Annotated in this window: 24 protein-coding genes and 2 pseudogenes; 8 read left to right on the top strand and 18 right to left on the bottom strand. The window is 63.0% G+C overall.

The annotated features are described in order from the left end of the window. Positions 1 to 12: 12 nt before the first annotated feature. Together ACNQQL_RS07385 and ACNQQL_RS07380 are read right to left on the bottom strand one after the other, a co-directional pair. A complete protein-coding gene (locus ACNQQL_RS07385) occupies positions 13 to 342 on the bottom strand; it encodes a phage tail assembly protein (protein WP_347063723.1) in 330 nt (109 codons plus the stop codon). Positions 343 to 435: 93 nt separating this feature from the next. Next, on the bottom strand, positions 436 to 627 hold the full coding sequence (locus ACNQQL_RS07380) for a phage major tail tube protein (protein WP_347063802.1): 192 nt from the start codon (positions 625 to 627) through the stop codon (positions 436 to 438). Here ACNQQL_RS07380 and ACNQQL_RS07375 point away from each other — a divergent pair. Beyond that, positions 625 to 864, top strand: a pseudogene (locus ACNQQL_RS07375) (hypothetical protein); the annotation flags it as partial. The gene ACNQQL_RS07380 and the pseudogene ACNQQL_RS07375 sit on opposite strands and share 3 nt — an antisense overlap. 39 nt (positions 865 to 903) lie before the next feature. Here the strand turns inward: ACNQQL_RS07375 and ACNQQL_RS07370 are convergent. Genes ACNQQL_RS07370 through ACNQQL_RS07350 form a run of 5 tightly spaced genes read right to left on the bottom strand, consistent with a single transcriptional unit; the run spans position 904 to position 3,509 of the window. Beyond that, the gene (locus tag ACNQQL_RS07370; RefSeq protein WP_347063722.1) at positions 904 to 1,614 is read right to left on the bottom strand and encodes an immunity 52 family protein; all 711 of its coding nucleotides are present in this window, start codon (positions 1,612 to 1,614) and stop codon (positions 904 to 906) included. A gap of 12 nt (positions 1,615 to 1,626) precedes the next feature. Continuing rightward, positions 1,627 to 2,214 (bottom strand): restriction endonuclease fold toxin 5 domain-containing protein, encoded by a 588-nt coding sequence (locus ACNQQL_RS07365; protein ID WP_416392559.1) that lies wholly within the window; start codon positions 2,212 to 2,214, stop codon positions 1,627 to 1,629. Then, positions 2,117 to 2,593, bottom strand: a complete 477-nt coding sequence (locus tag ACNQQL_RS07360; RefSeq protein ID WP_347063720.1) for a hypothetical protein — start codon at positions 2,591 to 2,593, stop codon at positions 2,117 to 2,119. Before ACNQQL_RS07360 ends, ACNQQL_RS07365 begins: the two co-directional genes overlap by 98 nt. Then, complete coding sequence (locus ACNQQL_RS07355; protein ID WP_347063719.1) at positions 2,586 to 3,089, bottom strand: DUF4123 domain-containing protein; 504 nt, start codon at positions 3,087 to 3,089, stop codon at positions 2,586 to 2,588. The genes ACNQQL_RS07360 and ACNQQL_RS07355 overlap by 8 nt, the downstream gene beginning before the upstream one ends. 3 nt (positions 3,090 to 3,092) lie before the next feature. Further along, positions 3,093 to 3,509 (bottom strand): PAAR domain-containing protein, encoded by a 417-nt coding sequence (locus ACNQQL_RS07350; RefSeq protein WP_174379952.1) that lies wholly within the window; start codon positions 3,507 to 3,509, stop codon positions 3,093 to 3,095. Between the two features lie 290 nt (positions 3,510 to 3,799). On the opposite strand from ACNQQL_RS07350, the gene ACNQQL_RS07345 reads away from it, so the two are divergent. Continuing rightward, positions 3,800 to 5,278, top strand: a complete 1,479-nt coding sequence (locus ACNQQL_RS07345) for a sensor domain-containing diguanylate cyclase (RefSeq protein ID WP_347063718.1) — start codon at positions 3,800 to 3,802, stop codon at positions 5,276 to 5,278. A gap of 207 nt (positions 5,279 to 5,485) precedes the next feature. On the opposite strand, the gene ACNQQL_RS07340 is transcribed toward ACNQQL_RS07345, so the two are convergent. The 4 genes from ACNQQL_RS07340 to ACNQQL_RS07325 form a co-directional block, all read right to left on the bottom strand. Continuing rightward, positions 5,486 to 5,689 (bottom strand): DUF2188 domain-containing protein, encoded by a 204-nt coding sequence (locus ACNQQL_RS07340; protein WP_347063717.1) that lies wholly within the window; start codon positions 5,687 to 5,689, stop codon positions 5,486 to 5,488. Between the two features lie 80 nt (positions 5,690 to 5,769). Next, positions 5,770 to 5,895: a hypothetical protein gene (locus ACNQQL_RS07335; protein WP_261530093.1), complete on the bottom strand. Its 126-nt coding sequence runs from the start codon at positions 5,893 to 5,895 to the stop codon at positions 5,770 to 5,772. Between the two features lie 179 nt (positions 5,896 to 6,074). After that, positions 6,075 to 6,521, bottom strand: coding sequence for an ImmA/IrrE family metallo-endopeptidase (locus tag ACNQQL_RS07330; protein ID WP_347063716.1), 447 nt, complete (start codon positions 6,519 to 6,521; stop codon positions 6,075 to 6,077). A 47-nt stretch (positions 6,522 to 6,568) separates the two neighbouring features. Next, on the bottom strand, positions 6,569 to 6,931 hold the full coding sequence (locus tag ACNQQL_RS07325; protein WP_347063715.1) for a helix-turn-helix transcriptional regulator: 363 nt from the start codon (positions 6,929 to 6,931) through the stop codon (positions 6,569 to 6,571). Between the two features lie 128 nt (positions 6,932 to 7,059). On the opposite strand from ACNQQL_RS07325, the gene ACNQQL_RS07320 reads away from it, so the two are divergent. Further along, positions 7,060 to 7,458: a helix-turn-helix transcriptional regulator gene (locus tag ACNQQL_RS07320; RefSeq protein WP_347063714.1), complete on the top strand. Its 399-nt coding sequence runs from the start codon at positions 7,060 to 7,062 to the stop codon at positions 7,456 to 7,458. A 497-nt stretch (positions 7,459 to 7,955) separates the two neighbouring features. Further along, on the top strand, positions 7,956 to 9,434 hold the full coding sequence (locus ACNQQL_RS07315; RefSeq protein WP_347063713.1) for a sensor domain-containing diguanylate cyclase: 1,479 nt from the start codon (positions 7,956 to 7,958) through the stop codon (positions 9,432 to 9,434). 94 nt (positions 9,435 to 9,528) lie between these two features. Here ACNQQL_RS07315 and ACNQQL_RS07310 read toward each other — a convergent pair whose 3' ends face one another. Next, complete coding sequence (locus tag ACNQQL_RS07310; protein ID WP_034183116.1) at positions 9,529 to 10,077, bottom strand: GNAT family N-acetyltransferase; 549 nt, start codon at positions 10,075 to 10,077, stop codon at positions 9,529 to 9,531. Positions 10,078 to 10,122: 45 nt separating this feature from the next. Continuing rightward, the gene (locus ACNQQL_RS07305; protein WP_204426035.1) at positions 10,123 to 10,743 is read right to left on the bottom strand and encodes a helix-turn-helix domain-containing protein; all 621 of its coding nucleotides are present in this window, start codon (positions 10,741 to 10,743) and stop codon (positions 10,123 to 10,125) included. Between the two features lie 150 nt (positions 10,744 to 10,893). Between ACNQQL_RS07305 and ACNQQL_RS07300 the strand changes: the two genes are divergently transcribed. Both ACNQQL_RS07300 and map read left to right on the top strand, forming a co-directional pair. Beyond that, on the top strand, positions 10,894 to 11,130 hold the full coding sequence (locus tag ACNQQL_RS07300) for a ParD-like family protein (RefSeq protein ID WP_034183118.1): 237 nt from the start codon (positions 10,894 to 10,896) through the stop codon (positions 11,128 to 11,130). Beyond that, positions 11,130 to 11,936 carry a type I methionyl aminopeptidase gene (map, locus tag ACNQQL_RS07295; protein ID WP_175962316.1) on the top strand — a complete coding sequence of 269 codons (807 nt, stop codon included), beginning with the start codon at positions 11,130 to 11,132 and terminating at the stop codon, positions 11,934 to 11,936. The genes ACNQQL_RS07300 and map overlap by 1 nt, the downstream gene beginning before the upstream one ends. 144 nt (positions 11,937 to 12,080) lie before the next feature. Here the strand turns inward: map and ACNQQL_RS07290 are convergent, their stop codons facing one another. Together ACNQQL_RS07290 and ACNQQL_RS07285 are read right to left on the bottom strand one after the other, a co-directional pair. Continuing rightward, positions 12,081 to 12,584, bottom strand: a complete 504-nt coding sequence (locus ACNQQL_RS07290) for a GAF domain-containing protein (RefSeq protein WP_072435979.1) — start codon at positions 12,582 to 12,584, stop codon at positions 12,081 to 12,083. A gap of 119 nt (positions 12,585 to 12,703) precedes the next feature. After that, positions 12,704 to 13,602 (bottom strand): annotated as a pseudogene (locus ACNQQL_RS07285) (LysR family transcriptional regulator). A gap of 109 nt (positions 13,603 to 13,711) precedes the next feature. Between ACNQQL_RS07285 and ACNQQL_RS07280 the strand changes: the two are divergent. Both ACNQQL_RS07280 and ACNQQL_RS07275 read left to right on the top strand, forming a co-directional pair. Then, complete coding sequence (locus ACNQQL_RS07280) at positions 13,712 to 14,578, top strand: pirin family protein (protein WP_072435977.1); 867 nt, start codon at positions 13,712 to 13,714, stop codon at positions 14,576 to 14,578. Positions 14,579 to 14,709: 131 nt separating this feature from the next. Continuing rightward, the gene (locus tag ACNQQL_RS07275; protein ID WP_072435976.1) at positions 14,710 to 15,201 is read left to right on the top strand and encodes a GNAT family N-acetyltransferase; all 492 of its coding nucleotides are present in this window, start codon (positions 14,710 to 14,712) and stop codon (positions 15,199 to 15,201) included. A gap of 19 nt (positions 15,202 to 15,220) precedes the next feature. Here the strand turns inward: ACNQQL_RS07275 and ACNQQL_RS07270 are convergent, their stop codons facing one another. From ACNQQL_RS07270 to ACNQQL_RS07260, 3 genes are read right to left on the bottom strand one after another with little or no spacing between them, the layout of a single operon-like run. Further along, complete coding sequence (locus ACNQQL_RS07270; protein WP_347063712.1) at positions 15,221 to 16,090, bottom strand: cytochrome c oxidase assembly protein; 870 nt, start codon at positions 16,088 to 16,090, stop codon at positions 15,221 to 15,223. Positions 16,091 to 16,100: 10 nt separating this feature from the next. Further along, complete coding sequence (locus ACNQQL_RS07265) at positions 16,101 to 16,547, bottom strand: copper chaperone PCu(A)C (protein WP_347063711.1); 447 nt, start codon at positions 16,545 to 16,547, stop codon at positions 16,101 to 16,103. 12 nt (positions 16,548 to 16,559) lie between these two features. After that, entirely contained in the window at positions 16,560 to 17,195 is a 636-nt protein-coding gene (locus tag ACNQQL_RS07260) for an SCO family protein (RefSeq protein ID WP_347063710.1), read from the bottom strand. Positions 17,196 to 17,420: the final 225 nt, after the last annotated feature.

Raw genomic sequence — 17,420 nt, 5'->3', positions numbered from 1 at the left:
ATCGTCATGTCGTCAACCGATTGCGGCTGCGTCCCGTACTCCTTCATCAGCCGGCGAGCCAGCGCCTTCACCGTTTCGATCGGAAGCCGGACGAACGGATCGAAAGGATTCGTACGCACGCTGCATGGCGTCGTAATCGACCATGTCCATTGCTTCGATATCGTCGGGAGCGACTTCAGCCAACGCCGCGAACAGCACGATTTCGCGCAGCTCGTCGTCGCCCTGCGCCTGCTTGCTCGCGGTACGCATGTCGCGCACCTTCGGACGGCGCATCACCAGCTCGTTGCGCACAACGCCGTCGAACGAGACGGGATACTTCAGCGTGATCTTCACGGTTTCCATTCAGCACCTCAGAAATGACAAAGGGCGGTCAACGGACCGCCCCTTCTGGTTATCGAAAAGTAACTTTTCCGGCATTGCCGCCGGCCGACGCTCCTACATGCCGAGCGCCTTGCGCACGTCGGCGAGTTGGTCGACGCCGTCGATAATGCGGATCATGTTCAGCACGTCGATTTCGCAAATCACTGCGCCGTCGATCTCGGCCTTGTAGTAGGTCAGCTCGGCGGTGTATTTCAGTTCCGACGTGGAACCCGGCTTCCAGCTCCCCGGATCGTATTCGGACAGCATGGCGTCGCGTTTCCGTTTGCAGAGTACGAGAAGATGGCGCAGCGCCTGCGGTCGATCAAGGGGCGTGCGATCGTAAGCCTCAATGACCATCCCGACATTCGGCATGTATTCGATGGGTTTCACATTGAGACCGTGCCGATTCAGTACACCGTTGGTGGAGGCGGTAGGGCCGCTGAACGCAACGAGTTGATCATTTTCAGTTGGGATGACGCGGCGCAGCCTGTAGGGTTGTTCTAACCAATGATGCCGGCGCAAAGGACCGCGCCGGCATTGCACTTACAGGTCTGCAAAGGCGGGCAGGAGATCTTGATCGACGAGCCGGACCTCGATGCGATTTGCCGTCTCGATGTGCTCGGGATTCTGCATCGAGAACGGAGCATCGATTGTGCTGACGATGATTGTCCCAGTCTGGGTCTTGCCGGCCTCCGGGACAGGAACAATCTCGCGGGCCTCAGGTACCTGCTGCTGTGTTATGACGGTTGGCAGATAAAGCATCCAGCCGACGCCGGGTTTGTCGTCGAAAACTTGCTTTGCCACGTAGCTTCGCGGGGAGACCGTGACGTAGGCCGGGTTGAACGCCGTAACGATGGAACGCAAGATTCTGAGCATCGCATCAAGATTCCCGAGGACTGCCGAGTCCGACATCGATAGCTCAAACGAGTTATAGGTGCCTGCCTCATTGAGATGGCATGCGAGGGTCGCGCCGCGCGCGTCGCCTTCGTTGCCGTCCCATAACGCCACATATGTTGTCGTTGGATCTGCTGCGAACTTGTGCTTCAGTACGGCTTGGATTGCTGTTGATGGTGCCCCGTCTTCGAACGCGGGGTAGAGCAACGCCTCGTCGCGGCTTTTTCCGCGTGCGTACCAGCGACTGAACTTTGGGTCTATCTGAGACAGCTCGGTCGTCACGACGTGAATGCGAGATAGCGCCTGCTCGAAGTTCATCGGATCGAGCGTTGCGTCCTTGAATTGAAGCCTGAAATCCATGTTCGCCTCGGGTTACGGTTGCACGACCGACTGTACTCGGTAGGTGGTCAGGTAGGGAAGCATGAACTCCCGCGTATCAGCTTCTTCAAAGTACCATTTCAGGCGAGCTGGAGGGTTTGCGTTCACCTTTTTTGCTTGGCGGATTAAGGCGTTCTGAAGGTCTTCGTGACCGTCGAACCATTCACGCGGCTGAAGTTCGCCGTGTTTGTCGCGCTCGAAAAACTTCGCATAAAGTGACTTTGCTTCTTGCAGTAAGCACTCGGCAGGCAAGAATCCGTCGAAATCAGTTCCGAGCCACACCCATTCCTCGCTCCACCCTTCCTCGACGCTATACGGACGCCCCGTGATGCGGCCTTGGTAGCTTCGAGCATGTGCAGACATGTGATAGTTTCTGCGGAGGGGCTGCCCAGATTCTTCCGGCGGGCATTTTTTGCACTTTTCTCCGGTGCGCGGCACTGCCTTGGCGTCCGTCTTGGCCTTGGTCTCGTCCTTCGGCGTATCGCTAGACAGGCTCGCCGTCCCCGCCAGTCCCAGGCCGCCCAATAAGGCGACGCCAGCTCGCGCTAATACCGGCCCAAGCTCCGCCGCTGCTGCTTCGATTATCGGTACCGCGAACCCCGCCATCTGTTGATCTCCTGTCGTATTCCGGATGTTCGATGCGCCATTTCATGACGCGGAAGTAGTCGTGAAAGCGTTCGTCCGGCGATCGTCCGGGACGAGTGAGCCATGTCCGTGTCGCAGGCTTCGTATAGAAACTCGGGGAGTACGCTTCGATGTGGAGAAACGCTTCGACGTTTGCATCTGCTTGGATACCGAGCTGTCGCGCGGCAACGTATGCGTTCCAGAGCCGCGTCGACAACGTACTGTCATCGGCAAGTTTCGGATCAGCTTTGACGAGATCCTGTCTGACGCGCTCGACATATCCGCGTGCATCGATCCCGGCAAGGCCGGCGACCTGTTCGCTTGTCAGTTCAAGCATGCGGGTGTACTCCCTTCAGTTTTCCATTCACTTCAACGAGCCAGTCGAATGTCGAGACGAAGAACTGCATGCGCTGCGTGAATTCCATCAGCGGCGCGACGTCGGCCATGATGCGGGCATCGTAGAAGCGAAGCAGGGCCGTGCGCCCGTCCGGAAAGCGTACGTCGAGGCGGCTGCGCAGCTCGTCAGCGAGCGATTCAATCGGGTATCCGCTGATCAGCCAGGACACGCCCGTGGAGCTGCTGGCCATTGTGGAAAGAGTGCGGCGGACATTGCCGGACGCGCGCTCGTAGTCGACTAGCCACGGTCCGGCATCGGCCAGCGACGCGTCGGGAGTGTTGTCGAACAGGGCGGCTGCCGACTGTGATCGTGGCGGTGGTGAACCGTTGGCCGCGTCGGCGTAAAGAAGGCCGTCGACAAGGGCGTACAGGTGAACCTGCATGGTCAACTGCTGTTGCCGCTTGAAGAAGAATGCTTCGATCGAATTTTCGGTCATGTCCTACCCGCGCGCGATCATCGTCGCGGCATTCTCGGCCGCAGCTTTCAGGCATTCGAGGCAGAGCGTCGGTGAGGGGGCAAGCGCTGCTGCAGTAGCGGCGACGGCCGAAACTGCGCCGCCTGTCGTCGCTTCGCCAGATCCGACGTCGTCGAGTGTGGCGGACGACTGCGAGGCGATCAGCGTCGCTCCGCACGCGGTTTTCATACCCTCGATGGCGGTTTCTCGTCCATCAAAGGTGTGCGGGTATCGCCGCCCCGTGGCGGGCAGGATCGGAAAGACTCCCTTGCACTGCGGGCAAAGTACCTTGTGCCCCACGCCAGCAATGGGCTTTCCGTCAATGGTCGCGGTCGCGCTGCCCTCCAGCACGCGGCCGCCATGCGTCGTTGTGTCGCCGACGCAGATCATGGCTCGGGCCATATGTTCTCTCGTAGATGTGATTTTCGTATGAATTTACCACTTCCGGAAGAGCGGTAGATCGTCACGGAGGGGCGGGTCTGTCAACCAGTGTTTACCGAGGCTGCGGACATGTTGTCATCGCTCGGACATATAGGTGCTATTTGCTGGTCGGGTTTTCCTCGTAGCTCGACGGCATTGCATGAGTTGGGATTTCCGGTCTGTATCACGCTGCGCTTGCAAATATGTCCGTGCGATTTAGTATGCGGAAAAGGCCCAGCGTCTGGCGAGGCTCATTTTGCGATGAGGAGACCATGCATTCTCGGAAGGCGGCCCCCTATTTGATCGTGGCAGTCGGCGCCGTGATCGCCTGCGCGCTGATGGGCCTGTGCGTGTTGCAGTTGTTCCAGAGTCGCCACGACGCGCTCGAGCGAGCCAGCGAAACCTCGCGCAATCTCGGTCTGATGGCTGAGCGCGACATCGAGCGTAACTTCGAACTCTACGACCTGTCCTTGCAGCAGGTGATCCATGGCCTGCAGCGGCCTGACGTGATGGCGGCAGCGCCCGCGGTGCGACGAGGCGTGCTGTTCGACCACGCAATGAGTGCCAAATTCATCGGTTCGATGCTGGTGCTCGATGCTGGGGGCAACATCATCCTGGATTCCGCCAGCGACGTGCCGCGCAAGGGAAATTTCGCCGATCGTAAGTACTTCACCATCCATCGCGATAACCCAGACGTTGGTCTTTATGTCAGCGATCCGTTCGCGTCGCGCCTGCGCGGCGGCACGCCGAGCATTGCTCTGTCGCGGCGCATCTCGAACCCGGATGGCTCGTTTGCCGGCATCACGCTGATCGGCCTCAACCTCGAGTATTTCCACCAACTCTTCTCCGGCCTGTCACTCGGGCAGCACGGTTCGATTTCGCTGATCGGCACGGACGGCATCATGGTGATGCGTCAGCCGTATACGGACGGTATCGTCGGCCGCGATATCAGCAAGGCCGCGACTTTCCGGCGGTTCAAATCCGCACCAGAGGGGGTGTTCTCGGAGACCGCCTCAATCGACGGCGTGCGCCGGCTCTACTACTTCAAGCACCTGCCCAAGCTGCCGCTGATTATTATGGTGGCGGAAGCCGAGCAGGACATCTATGCAGCATGGCGGCACCGCGCCGTAACAATCGGCGCGTTAGTAGCAACCTTCGGCGCTGCTTTCATCGCGCTGTCGATCTTGCTCAGTGGACAACTGCGGCGTCGCATGCGTGCTGAGTCCGAGCTGGTGCTGCTTGCGCGCACCGACGGGCTCACCGGCCTGAACAATCGCCGCAGCTTCGGGGAGGTGTTGGATCGGGAGTGGCGTCGCGCCAGACGCTCGCATTCCGTCTTCTCGCTGCTGTTCGTCGACGTCGACCGCTTTAAGGCTTACAACGATACTTACGGCCATCAGGCAGGGGATGATGCGCTGGCTGCGGTCGCCCGTTGTATCGGCGAGAGCATCCGGCGCCCGGTCGATACTGCGGCTCGCTATGGCGGGGAGGAATTCGTCGTGCTGCTTCCGGACACGCCGCAGGCCGGAGCCGCGCAGATCGCCGAACGGATTCGTGCAGCGATCGATGATCTGGCGCTTGAGCACGCCGGCAGCGAATATGGGCGCGTGACGGCCAGTATTGGTTTGGCGACGTGGACGTCGGATCAAGACGGTGAGCCAAGCGCGGTGATCAAGGACGCAGACGAGGCGCTGTACTACGCGAAGTTAACCGGGCGGAACAAGGTCGCTACGTCCCACGTAGCAGCTTGATGGAGCGATTTGGCAGATTCAAGAATACGAAAGCCCGCTGCGAGCGGGCTTTTTTGCATGCTACAGATTTGCTACAGCAAGGGGCGGGAGCCTTGCTGGATAAGCCTTGCGCTTATCATTCCATCCCCTGAACTACGGGGTGCGTAGACGTCGCCCTGATCGGGCGACATCCTGAGTCGCATGCAAGCTACAGCATCACGATGACTCTTACGGCTTGCGCCACTTATCGGGGCCACCTTTGTCGGTATGCCGAACGCGCTCGACGAGCGGGGGAGTGCCGTTGTTCAGTTGCTTTGCACGCTCAATTGCCTCTCGCTGGGTAGGCAGTACGTCGCTGGCCCGCTGGGAGTTTGGTCGGCGCACTGCGTAGTCACCCTCAGGGCGGCGTTCAACGAAAATCTTCTTTGACATGTCACGTTCCAAGTTAGGTCATCAAAAGCAGGGGAGGCTACCGAAGAGGCCTTCCCTGAGTCCTGCGCTGGTTCTACGGTTTACTTCGCTTTAGGAGTGCGAAGCACGATGCGGAACGGTTGGCCATTCGGTCGCCGAATCACCCGCCCCTTAACCGTGATGGTCATCCGGTAGATGACCTGTTCTTCGCTGTTGTTGGTAGCCATTTTGGGCTCCTATCTCAGCGACCTCAGCATGGAACTTGATGTTGACAATCCTGCCTAACAAGGCATACCATCGCTGCTCTCACACAGCAACACCAAGACGTTTCACTCATGAGATCGTTGAGTGCCACGTTTTTGAAAGCTTCTTCAAGGCCTCCTGCGCGCCAACGCTTGAGGCCTTTTTATTCGTCGTCGCGAAAATCGAGCGTCAACTGTGTGCTCGGCGTCAGGCCCATCCGTGCCATCAGGTAATCCGCGAAGGCATCGGCTTGCCATTCGGCGTCCTCTCCTTGGGACGGTTTCGCACTTTTTTCATTGTGCAGGACGGCCTTATGTGCCAGCACCAGGTGCCCGATCTCGTGACAGATGGTGCTGATTGCTGTCTCGTCCCCGCTGCATGCCTTGATATACGTGCTTTCGGGGACGAGGATCGTGAATGTTTCCGGCGAGCAGATTGCGTCCGTGAACAACAGCCACTCGTCGTCTTCAATCGGGTCGATGCAAATCGAACGCGTTGACAACGACTCGAAGAACTGAGCGATATTCAGCCGCGTCTTCCTGCTAACGCGAAACAGGCGGCAGAACGTCTCCGCGCTCTGAACGATTTCTACGGCGGATCGATGTACCACTCGATTGCCTCTCATCACATACGGTCGATTGTCTGCGTCCGGCATAGTTACTCTTTCTTCCGTTTGTTAATCTTTTCGAGCAACTGAGCAACCTGCTTCAGCTCCTCGGCCGTAAAACTCGACTTCGCGAAACCCGCCACCAACATCTGTTGCTGAAGCGGCAAGCCGTCAACCGGAACGGTCTCGTTGGACACCGCAGCCAACTGTTCCAGATCCGGGATCGGATGCCCCTTGTCTTCAAAGAACGTCCCGATTTTCGCGATCCATTGAGCGCCAATTTTCTTGCGCCCGGTTTCCATGGCGCTGAGAAACGACGCCGTTGTATTCAACTCCGCAGCCATCGACAACAGCGTTTGACCAATATCGACCCGCGCTTTCCGCACGGCCTTGCCAAATGCGGTGAGTGCCATTTCTTTCTCCTGTCTACCTAACAAAATCCTGTGGCTGGAGTCTAGCAAGAACTGACACGGTTCCGCAAGATGTTGCGACAAAAAATGTACCGAATCGGTTGAAATTTTGCGACGGATATCCTGTGCTCATGACTTATTGTGCCAGAGCACTTATGCTGGCGAGCAGGGTTATCCACACTTGGTGCCAAAAATGGCACGTTGATATGACGCCAGAGCAACAGCTTGAATTCTTACAGTCAGCCAGCGAACGGGACATCGGAAAGTACGTAGCGATGCGGGTACGTGGCGAGCGGGTTCGCGGTGGATTTACTCAGGCGGCGTTTGCCGAAAAGGCCGGCGTGGCACTTCGGACGTACAAACGGTTTGAATTGAGCGGAGTGGGCAGTATTGAAACGCTGGCACGAATTCTGATGGCTATGGGCCATGCGCGCGGCTTCTATACGCTATTCCCGCAACCTAAGCCCGCTGCGCAATTGACGGTGGTCGAGCGCGTCCAAGCTATGAGTTCAACAGTCAACAGGCCGTGATTGATGTTGAGGTCCCTCATTGCGCTATGTCGCGAGTCCTGCTCGATTCAGTATCTGTTGCGGCGATGCGCAGCTGCCTGATGGTTAAATGAGGCGGTTAATCTAAATAAATATTTGATTTATATAATGTTATGACGGCCTGCAAAGCCGTTTAGGCCGGTTCGACTCCGGCTCGCGCCTCCAGGTAGGAAGAGAAAAGCCCCGCTTTGGCGGGGCTTTTCTTTTTCTGTCTCGCTTTCGACGGGTTTCACATCGAGATGGTGTCCGATGGTCGGCGAGGCTTGCCTCGTCGATTCGCGTCAATCGAATCGGGTGACGCCTTGTCGTGGGTCGGACATAAAGTCACTTTGCTACCCGGGTTTGCCGGCGGCTCCGACACCGTCGCGCGAGGTTCGCCTTTCGATCAGTTTCGCTCTGCGCTTGCAAATGTGCCTGTCCGATTTAGTATGCGGAAACCACGCCCGGCGCGGGCGCACACTTATGCGGTAAGGAGACCCATGCACCCCCGGACGGCAGCACCTTACTCCATTGTGGCAGTCGGCATCGTGATCGCCTGCGCGCTGATGGGCCTGTGCGTGCTGCAACTGTTCCAGAGCCGCCACGACGCACTGGAGCGCGCCAGCGAGACCTCGCGAAATCTCGGCCTGATGGCCGAGCGCGACATCGAGCGCAACTTCGAACTCTACGATCTGTCCTTGCAGGCGTTGATCCATGGCCTGCAGCGGCCCGACGTGATGGCTGCTTCGCCGGCCCTGCGGCAGGGCGTGCTGTTCGACAACTCGATGACCGCGCAATTTCTCGGTTCGCAACTGGTGCTCGATGCCGACGGCAACATCATTCTGGATTCGGCCAACGATGTTCCGCGCAAGGGCAATTTCGCCGATCGCAAGTACTTCACCGTTCACCGCGACAACCCAAACGTGGGGCTCTATGTCAGCGATCCGTTCGCGTCGCGCCTGCGCAGCGGCATGCTCAGCATTGCGCTGTCGCGGCGAATCTCGAATCCTGACGGTTCGTTTGCCGGCATCGCGCTGATTGCAGTCAACCTCGAATATTTCCACCAGTTGTTCGCGGGGCTGTCGCTGGGGCAGCATGGCTCGATGTCCCTGATCGGCAAGGATGGCGTCATGGTCATGCGCCAGCCATATGATGTCCGTACCATCGGCCGCGACATCAGCAAGGCGGCAACCTTTCGACGGTTCGGAGCCGCCCCGGAGGGCTCGTTCTCGGAAACGTCGTCGATCGACGGCGTGCGCCGTCTCTACTACTTCAAGCATCTACCGACGCTGCCGCTGATCATCATGGTTGCGGAAGCCGAGCAGGACATCTATGCGGCGTGGTCGCACCGCGCCGTGACGATCGGTGCGCTTGTGGTGACGTTCGGCGCCGCGTTTATTGCGCTGTCCTTCATGCTCGGCGCGCAACTGCGGCGCCGGATGCGTGCGGAATCCGAGCTTGTGCTGCTGGCGCGCACCGACGGTCTCACCGGCCTGAACAATCGCCGCAGCTTTGGCGAAGTGCTGGACCGGGAATGGCGTCGCGCACGGCGGGCCAGTTCCATTTTCTCGCTGCTGTTCGTCGACGTTGACCGCTTCAAGGCCTACAACGACATCTATGGCCACCAGGCGGGCGACGACGCGTTGACAGCGGTCGCACGCTGCATCGGCGAAAACATCCGCCGGCCGGTAGATACCGCGGCTCGCTACGGCGGGGAGGAATTCGTGGTGTTGCTCCCCGATACCCCGCAGACGGGGGCAGCCCAGATTGCCGAGCGGATTCGCGCGGCAATCGACGAACTGGCACTCGAGCACGCCGGAAGCGAATACGGGCGCGTCACCGCCAGTATCGGACTGGCGAGTTGGGCGCCGGATCAGGAGGGTGAGCCGAGCGCCGTGATCAAGGCGGCCGACGAGGCGCTCTACTATGCAAAGGCAACCGGTCGGAACAAGGTCGCTACCTTCCAGCCCACGGCTTGATGGAAACCGGACTCCTCGGTGACCCATGGTTTGGTGGCCTCGATAACACAAAAGCCCCGCTTGGCCGTTGCGGATGCAACGGCCAAGCGGGCGATCAGCCATCCACCGGCTGCGCCGGCGTTTCGAGCTTCAACTGATAGAACGCCGCATCGAGCCAGCGGCCGAACTTGAATCCCGCCTCCGTGATCGTGCCCGAGTGCACGAATCCCAGTTTCGTATGCAGTGCGATGCTCCCGGCATTGGTTGCATCGATACAGCCGACCAGCACGTGCACCTGCGCTTCGCGCGCACGCCGGACCACTTCGCGCAGCAGCAGTTCGCCGAGCCCGCGGCCGCGCTGGTCGCGGTGCACGTAGACGCTGTGTTCCACCGTGTACTTGTACGCGGGGAACGCGCGGAACGTACCCCAGCTCGCGAAGCCGAGCAGCGTGCCCGACGCGTCCACCGCGCCGACGACCGGAAAACCGCCCGCGCGCTTCGTTGCAAACCACGTGACCATCGCTTCCGGCGGGCGCGGCCGGTAGTCGTACAGCGCGGTCGAATTCACGATCGCGTCGTTCAGGATCTCGAGGATGGCCGCTGCGTGCTCGGCCTCGCTGCAATCGATCAGGCGCACGTCGTCGCGCTGTTTCGGGGAATTCATAACGGCTCCGGTTGGTTTTGAACGGGTTGCGCACACGCGCGCGCATCACGCGCTCCGCGCGCCGGCCGCGGATGCATCGCAGATCACGACGACATAGTGCGCGGCATGCGACGACGGATTGCTGAAGATCAGCGGCCGATCGAGCCGCATGGCCAGACAGTCGCCTTCGTGAAGTTCGTGAAGCTCGCTGCCGAACGTGACGTCGACGCGGCCGCTGATGATCCATATCTGCTGATGCAGCGCGCTTTCGCGTCCGCCGCTGTCGTACGCGACGCGCGCGCCGGGCGGGAAATCGACCTCGACGAGCTGGATCGGCGACGGCCAGCCGGGCGGGGACAGGTTGCGCCGCACATAGCCGGACGCCGGATCGCGCCATTCGGCCTGCTGCGCGCGCCGTGCCAGCGGCTGCGCGGGCGTGTCGTCCCGGTCGCCGCCGAACAGCCCGGCCAGTGACACGCCGAGACCTGCCGCGAGCTTGTCGAGCACGACGGCCGTCGGGCTGGCCGACGCGCGTTCGATGAGCGAGATCATCGAACGGCTGACGCCGGAGCGCGCGGCCAGCGCATCGAGCGTGTAGCCTCGAGCAGTACGCAGATCGCGCACGCGCCGGGCGATGCGCTCGTTGATGCCGGTATCGTCGGCAGCGGTCGTCACTGATTCTTGCATGATGGATTGATTCTCCAGCAAACTGGAATTCGGTGTCAACGGTGCATTGGCGGCGGCCGACCGATGGCGCGATGGCCTCCGAACGCCTTGCCCGGCAGTCACGCGCAGCGTAATATACGAATCGACTACGTTTCGTTTAATTGGGGATATATGGGCATCATCAAGATTTCCGAGCACATGCACGAACGGCTGCGCTCGACGAGCACGGCGTTGAGTCGGTCGATCAACGCACAGGCCGAACACTGGCTGCGTGTCGGGATGCTGGCGGAACTCAATCCGGCGCTGTCGTACGGTGACATCTGCCGGATGCTGATCGAGGCCGAAGCGCGGGGCGGCGATGTGGCTCCGGCAGAGCCGGTCGCGCATGGCATCGAGCAGGTGGCGTAATGGCGAAGCGCGAAATCCCGATCCGCGGCACCGCGGAAATCGCCAAGTCGCGCGAGGCCGCGAAGCTCGCGTCGCAGGTGCTGACGATGATCGCCGAGCATGTGAAGCCTGGCGTCTCCACCGATGAACTGGACGCGCGCTGCCGCGAATACATCGTCGACGTGCTCGGCGCGATACCGGCGAACATCGGCTACCACGGCTATCCGAAGACCCTGTGCGCGTCGGTCAACCATGTGGTCTGTCACGGCATTCCATCGTCACGCCCGATGCGTGACGGCGACATCGTGAACCTCGACATCGCGGTGATCAAGGACGGCTGGTACGGCGATACGAGCCGCATGTATTTCGTCGGCGAACCGGGCGAACTCGCGCGGCGTCTCGTCGCGGCAACCTACGAAGCGATGCACGCGGGTATCCGTGCGGTGCGTCCGGGCGCGACGCTGGGCGACGTCGGTTACGCGATCCAGCAGGTCGCGCATCGCGAAGGGTTCAGCGTGGTCCGCGAGTACTGCGGGCACGGCATCGGCGACGTCTATCACGACGAGCCGCAGGTGCTTCACTACGGCCGTCCGGGCACCGGCGTGCCGCTGCGGCCGGGGATGATCTTCACGATCGAGCCGATGCTCAACGCGGGCAAGCGCGACACGCGCGTGCTGCCGGACGGCTGGACGGTCGTCACGAAGGACCATTCGCTGTCCGCGCAATGGGAGCACATGGTCGTGGTGACGGAAACGGGCTTCGAGGTGCTGACCGACGATGCGAAGCCGCTGGCATTTGCGGCGCTTTCCGGCACGCACGTGGCCTGACGCGTGCAGTGCGCCGCGTCAGGCGGCGCAGCGGCGCAGCGGTGCAAATGAACGGGCCCCGCAGCAGGGCCTGTTTCGTTCGAGGTCGCGCGGCACGATTCACCCGCGACTGCGGTTGCCTGTTGCGTGACGCGAGAACGCGGCTTAACCGCGCGCTTTCTGCCATGCGTGTTCGACGAACACGCGGCACAGCGCTTCCATCCCTTTGCGGTCTTCATCGTCGAAGCGTGCGGCGACCGGGCTGTCGACGTCCCAAACGCCGATCAGCGTGCCGTCGCCGGCTACCAGCGGCACGACGATTTCCGATTCCGATGCCGCATCGCACGCGATATGGCCGGGGAAGTCATGCACGTCGCGCACGACCTGCGTCTCGCGCGTCTGCGCGGCCGTCCCGCATACGCCCTTGCCGAGCGCGATCCGTACGCACGCCGGCTTGCCCTGGAACGGCCCGACCACGAGTTCGGCCCCGTCGAAGAAGTAGAAGCCGGCCCAGTTGAGGCGGTCGAGCGAGTGGTAGACGAGCGCGGAGAAATTCGCCGCGTTCGCGGTCAGGTCGCGTTCGGACTCGACGAGCGCGCGTGCCTGCTCGACGAGCGTCGCATATTGATCGGCCTTGGAGGCGGTGGGGTCGTTGGACAGCGTGAACATGGCGGGAAAGCGATAGGGGTTGTGAACATGCGCGATGCGCAAAATGCGCGATGCGCGTCCCGCAGTCTACGGCACGCGCGTGCGGTCTGCAGCGTGCGGTTGCGTGTGACGCGGTGCGCTCAATCGGGCTCGAGCCCGGCAAACCGCTCCGCCAGAAAATCGAGCAGCGCCCGCACCGCGACGCGAATACTGCGTGCACGATCTCGCGGCGCGGCGCCCAGTCCGGCAGCACGGTCGCCAGTTCGCCGTGCGCGACCTCGTCGCGTACCATCATCGTCGGCAATTGCACGACACCGACGCCCGCGACCGCCGCCGCGCGCAGCGCGAGCATGCCGCCCGTCACGAAGCGCGGCTGGTGATGGATTTCGGCCTGAGCGCCGTCGGGCCCGCGCAGCCGCCACACGTGCGCGGACTGCGGCACGCCGTGATCGAGGCTCGGCAGACGCGCGAGATCGGCGGGAACGGCCGGCACGCCATGTTCGCGCAGCAGTGCGGGGCTCGCGACGAGGCACTGGCCGCGCTCGGCCAGCACACGCAGCGCGAGATCGCTGTCCTCGAGCGGCGGCGGGCGCACGCGGATCGCGACGTCGATCCCTTCGCCGACCACGTCGACGCGCCGGTTGGTCGCTTCCAGGTGGATCTCGACGCGCGGGCACTCGGCCATGAACGCGGCGATCATCGCGCCGACCAGCGAATCGAGCAGCACGATCGGGCAACTGACGCGCACGATGCCGCGCGGCTCCTCGTGCAGCAGCGCGATCGCCTCGTCGGCCGCATCGGCCTCGACGAGCATCGCGCGGCAATGCGCGTAATAGGTCTGGCCGACGTCGGTGACCGTGAAGCGGCGCGTCGAGCGCTGGATCAGCCGCATCCCGAGCCGCGCCTCGAGCAGTGCGACGCGACGGCTCAGCTTCGATTTCGGCATGTCCAGCGCGCGCCCGGCCGGCGCGAAGCCGCCATGCTCGACGACCTGCACGAAATAGTAGAGATCGTTCAGATCTCGTTCTTTATCGTTCATGAAATGGAACGCTGAGTGCGATTTTGGCAGTCTACCGGATCGATCGTTCCACCTCTATATTCATGCTCAGGATGCGAAACATGTGTTTCGCCGCAATTTGGAGAGGGCAATGAAGAAGATCCAGGGGGTGTACAGTGCGCCGCGCGGCCATTGGGTCGGCGACGGTTTCCCGGTGCGTTCGATGTTCAGCTACCAGTCTCACGGCGCGCACCTGAGCCCGTTCCTGCTGCTCGACTACGCGGGCCCCGCGACGTTCGAGCCGGCTTCGGCTCCGCGCGGTGTCGGCGAGCATCCGCATCGCGGGTTCGAAACGGTGACGATCGTCTATGACGGCGAAGTCGCGCACCGCGACTCGACCGGCGCGGGCGGCGTGATCGGCCCGGGCGACGTGCAGTGGATGACGGCCGCGAGCGGGATCCTGCACGAGGAATTCCACTCGGAGGCATTCACGAAGCGTGGCGGCCCGCTCGAGATGGTGCAGCTGTGGGTGAACCTGCCCGCCGCGGACAAGATGGGCGCACCCGGCTACCAGACGCTGCTGAACGCGGACATCCCCGTGGTCGAATTGCCGGACGGCGCGGGGCGTGCGCGGATCATCGCGGGCGAACTCGACGGGCGGCGCGGCCCGGCCCGCACGCACACGCCGATCGACGTGTGGGACGTGCGGCTCGTGGCAGGCGGCCATGCGCGGTTCCCGGTCGCCGACGGGCGTACGCTCGCGGTGGTCGTGCTGAGCGGCACGGTGCAGGTGAACGGCGAGACGGTCGCCCGCGAAGCGCAGTTCGTGCAACTGGGTCGCGACGGCCGCGACGTCGAGATCGAAGCGAACGGCGACGCGAAGCTGCTGATCCTGAGCGGCGAGCCGATCGACGAGCCCGTCGTCGGTTACGGGCCGTTCGTGATGAACTCGCAAGCGGAGATCCGTACCGCGATCGAGGATTTCAACAGTGGCCGCTTCGGCAAGATGCCGGCATGACGGACAGGCCCCGCGCAATGCGGGGCCTTTTTTGCGCGCGGGCGTTACGCGCGGGCGGACGGTCGCGCGTGCTTCGAGGCATAATCAGCGGTTGCCGCGCGCCGGCCGGCGCGCCCGAATCAGGACCGCACATGAACGCATCCGCACCCGCCGCATCCCCGAGCGCCGCCGATCTCGACTGGCGCTGGAAATCCTTCGACGCGCTGACGGCGCGCGAAATCTACTCGATCCTCGAAGCGCGCAGCGCGGTGTTCGTGGTCGAGCAGAACTGCGTGTATCACGACATCGACGATGCGGACCAGGCCGCGTGGCACCTGGCCGCATACGATCCGGCCGGCCGTCTGGCCGGCTATCTGCGCGTGCTGCTGCCCGATGCGCAGAACACCGACGTGCGCATCGGCCGCGTGCTGACGACCGCCGCGTTTCGCGGCGCGGGCCTCGGCAACGGGCTGCTGTCGCGCGCGCTCGAGCATATCCGCGCGCAGTGGCCGGATACGCCCGTGAGCCTGCATGCGCAGGCCCACTTGCAGCGCTTTTACGGCGCATTCGGCTTCACGCCGAGTTCGGACGTGCACGACGAGGATGGTATCCCGCACGTGTGGATGAGCAGCACGCGCGCGTGATGCGCGACGCGCCCGGCAGTCAGTGCGCGGTGCGCGCCACCGATGGCTGGTCCGCGCGCTGCACGGCCCGTTCGCCGATCAGGCGCCCGCGCGCGGACAGCCGCAGCCAGTGCCGCAGCGCGATCAGCGCGCCGATCACGCTCATCATCGAGCCGGGAATCCACAGCAGCAGGCCGCCGATCTGCTGGTCGCGCAGCGGGCTCAGCCACGTGAACGCGCGGCCGCAGATCGAGTAGATCGGATACAGCTCGTGCGGCGTGAAGAAGATCAGCGCGCCGAGCGCGATCTGCGGCGGGATCGCCGCGACGACGATCAGGATCCGGCGGCCGGGCGACAGCCGCGCGGGCGGCGCGGGGCGCGGATCGACGACGAGCCACCAGAACAGCAGCCCGTCGATCACCATGCTCCAGTTCATCACGCGATAGAGGCGCCAGTCGAGCATCGCGATGAAGTGGATCGGCGACAGCAGCCAGAAATAGATCAGCCCGACGAACAGCACGACCGCGACGACGGGATGGAACACCACGTCGAGCGTCGCGCGCACGGGCGCCCACGCGAGCGCGGGGCGCACGAAGCGCTGCCGCCAGCGAAACGGGATGCCCGCGCGAATCGCCGCGCCCGGATAGGACAGCGCGATGAAGAACGGCCCGAGGTGGTGCAGCACGAGGTGCTGCACGCGGTGCAGGAAGAACTCGTGCTCGAAGAAATAGTCGAGCCGCGTATGCAGCGCGATGTAGAGTGCCGTCAGCCCGAACCAGAACGAGAACTGCCGCAGCGGCGACACCTTCGCCTTCTTCATGCCGCGCGCGAACAGCACGGCAGCCGTCAGCACCGCGATGACGACGGTCGGCGACGGTTCCCACGGATCGAGCCAGTACAGGAGGTTCATCGCGCGCGCATCACTTCGCCTGGGCCGGCGACTTCACGGCGAACGGCGTGTCGACCGTTTCGCCGTCGGAGAATTTCAGGCGCAGGTGCACGGTGTCTCCCGGCTTGATCGCGTGCTTCGGCTCCTCGAGCATGAAGTGATAGCCGCCCGGCGCGATGTCGACCTTGCCGCGCGCGGGGATCGTCAGCTTGTCGACCATTTCCATCTTCTGCGTCGAGCCGTTCGAGACGGTCTGGTGCAGCATCGTCATCCCGTAGTCGGGGCTGTCGACATCGACGAGATCGACCGGCTTGTCGCCCGTGTTCACGAGCGTCACGTAGCCGCCGGCCGGCAGCTTGTTCGGCAGCCACCTCACCCACGCGTTCTGCGCGGTGATCGTGCCGGCGGCATAGGCCTGGGCGGTGGCGCACAGCGCGGCGAGGAGGGCGAACGTCTTGAGGGTCGTCTTCGTCTTCATGTCGGAATGCATTCAGGTAGTGGGGGCGGTGTCGATGATCCGGCGCACATCGGCGGCGATGGCGTCGGGCGAGTCGCGGTCGGTCGCGAGCAGGCGCGCGCGGCCGCTCGCGTCGAAGATGTAGACGGCCGAGCTGTGCGTGACTTCGTAGCCGCCGGACGGATCGCGTTTTTCCATCTGGTACGCAACGCGATAGCGCTTTGCGAGCGATTCGATCTGGCGGTCGGTGCCGGTCAGGCCGCGCGCATGCGCGGGGTCGAACGCGGCGACATACGACTGCATCGCCTGCGGCGTGTCGCGCGCGGGATCGACCGAGACGAACAGGATGCGCGCGTCGTTCGCCTGTGGGCCGAGCTTCGCGAGCACTTCCATCAGCCGCGCCATCGTTTCGGGGCAGACATCGGGGCAGTGCGTGTAGCCGAAGTAGACGAGCGCGACGCGGCCGCGGAATGCATCGGCTTCGACGGGATGGCCGTCGCCGCCCGTCAGCGTGAACGACAGGTCGGGCAGGTGGCCGGTGACGTTGGTCAGGTTCCAGCGCGGCTCGTCGTGCGTGCACGCGGCGAGCGCCATGGCGGCGGCGAGGGCCGCGGCCGTGCGGATGAAACGGGAGAAGCGCCGGCGCGGCGCGGGACGGGCAGACGGCATCCTGGGGCTCGATCGGACGGAATGGTGGCCGGCCGGCGCGGCGCCATGCGTCGCGCGGCAGGCGGTTGCGACTGTAGCGCAATTCGCGCGCCTGCGTCCTTTCGAAACCCGTACGGCGCGGGCGAGCGGGGCAATATGTCGCAGTTGACGCGGCTGGCGGCGCGCTGCTTGCGATGCGCCGGTTTCGCCCAACTCGATGCGCAGGCGCGGTAAGATGCGCACAAT

This window comes from Burkholderia sp. LFS061 (assembly GCF_047978125.1).
Lineage (GTDB): Bacteria > Pseudomonadota > Gammaproteobacteria > Burkholderiales > Burkholderiaceae > Burkholderia > Burkholderia pyrrocinia_C.
The sequence above is the reverse complement of the archived record's forward strand: the minus strand, read 5'-3'. Positions and strand labels throughout refer to the sequence as shown.

Coding starts and splice junctions, on each gene's coding strand:
- ACNQQL_RS07385 (WP_347063723.1), bottom strand. CDS start 342: ATGGAAACCGTGAAGATCACGCTGAAGTATCCCGTCTCGTTCGACGGC.
- ACNQQL_RS07380 (WP_347063802.1), bottom strand. CDS start 627: ATGCTGTCCGAATACGATCCGGGGAGCTGGAAGCCGGGTTCCACGTCG.
- ACNQQL_RS07370 (WP_347063722.1), bottom strand. CDS start 1,614: ATGGATTTCAGGCTTCAATTCAAGGACGCAACGCTCGATCCGATGAAC.
- ACNQQL_RS07360 (WP_347063720.1), bottom strand. CDS start 2,593: ATGCTTGAACTGACAAGCGAACAGGTCGCCGGCCTTGCCGGGATCGAT.
- ACNQQL_RS07355 (WP_347063719.1), bottom strand. CDS start 3,089: ATGACCGAAAATTCGATCGAAGCATTCTTCTTCAAGCGGCAACAGCAG.
- ACNQQL_RS07350 (WP_174379952.1), bottom strand. CDS start 3,509: ATGGCCCGAGCCATGATCTGCGTCGGCGACACAACGACGCATGGCGGC.
- ACNQQL_RS07345 (WP_347063718.1), top strand. CDS start 3,800: ATGCATTCTCGGAAGGCGGCCCCCTATTTGATCGTGGCAGTCGGCGCC.
- ACNQQL_RS07340 (WP_347063717.1), bottom strand. CDS start 5,689: ATGTCAAAGAAGATTTTCGTTGAACGCCGCCCTGAGGGTGACTACGCA.
- ACNQQL_RS07335 (WP_261530093.1), bottom strand. CDS start 5,895: ATGGCTACCAACAACAGCGAAGAACAGGTCATCTACCGGATGACCATC.
- ACNQQL_RS07325 (WP_347063715.1), bottom strand. CDS start 6,931: ATGGCACTCACCGCATTTGGCAAGGCCGTGCGGAAAGCGCGGGTCGAT.
- ACNQQL_RS07320 (WP_347063714.1), top strand. CDS start 7,060: ATGACTTATTGTGCCAGAGCACTTATGCTGGCGAGCAGGGTTATCCAC.
- ACNQQL_RS07315 (WP_347063713.1), top strand. CDS start 7,956: ATGCACCCCCGGACGGCAGCACCTTACTCCATTGTGGCAGTCGGCATC.
- ACNQQL_RS07310 (WP_034183116.1), bottom strand. CDS start 10,077: ATGAATTCCCCGAAACAGCGCGACGACGTGCGCCTGATCGATTGCAGC.
- ACNQQL_RS07305 (WP_204426035.1), bottom strand. CDS start 10,743: ATGCAAGAATCAGTGACGACCGCTGCCGACGATACCGGCATCAACGAG.
- ACNQQL_RS07300 (WP_034183118.1), top strand. CDS start 10,894: ATGGGCATCATCAAGATTTCCGAGCACATGCACGAACGGCTGCGCTCG.
- map (WP_175962316.1), top strand. CDS start 11,130: ATGGCGAAGCGCGAAATCCCGATCCGCGGCACCGCGGAAATCGCCAAG.
- ACNQQL_RS07290 (WP_072435979.1), bottom strand. CDS start 12,584: ATGTTCACGCTGTCCAACGACCCCACCGCCTCCAAGGCCGATCAATAT.
- ACNQQL_RS07280 (WP_072435977.1), top strand. CDS start 13,712: ATGAAGAAGATCCAGGGGGTGTACAGTGCGCCGCGCGGCCATTGGGTC.
- ACNQQL_RS07275 (WP_072435976.1), top strand. CDS start 14,710: ATGAACGCATCCGCACCCGCCGCATCCCCGAGCGCCGCCGATCTCGAC.
- ACNQQL_RS07270 (WP_347063712.1), bottom strand. CDS start 16,090: ATGAACCTCCTGTACTGGCTCGATCCGTGGGAACCGTCGCCGACCGTC.
- ACNQQL_RS07265 (WP_347063711.1), bottom strand. CDS start 16,547: ATGAAGACGAAGACGACCCTCAAGACGTTCGCCCTCCTCGCCGCGCTG.
- ACNQQL_RS07260 (WP_347063710.1), bottom strand. CDS start 17,195: ATGCCGTCTGCCCGTCCCGCGCCGCGCCGGCGCTTCTCCCGTTTCATC.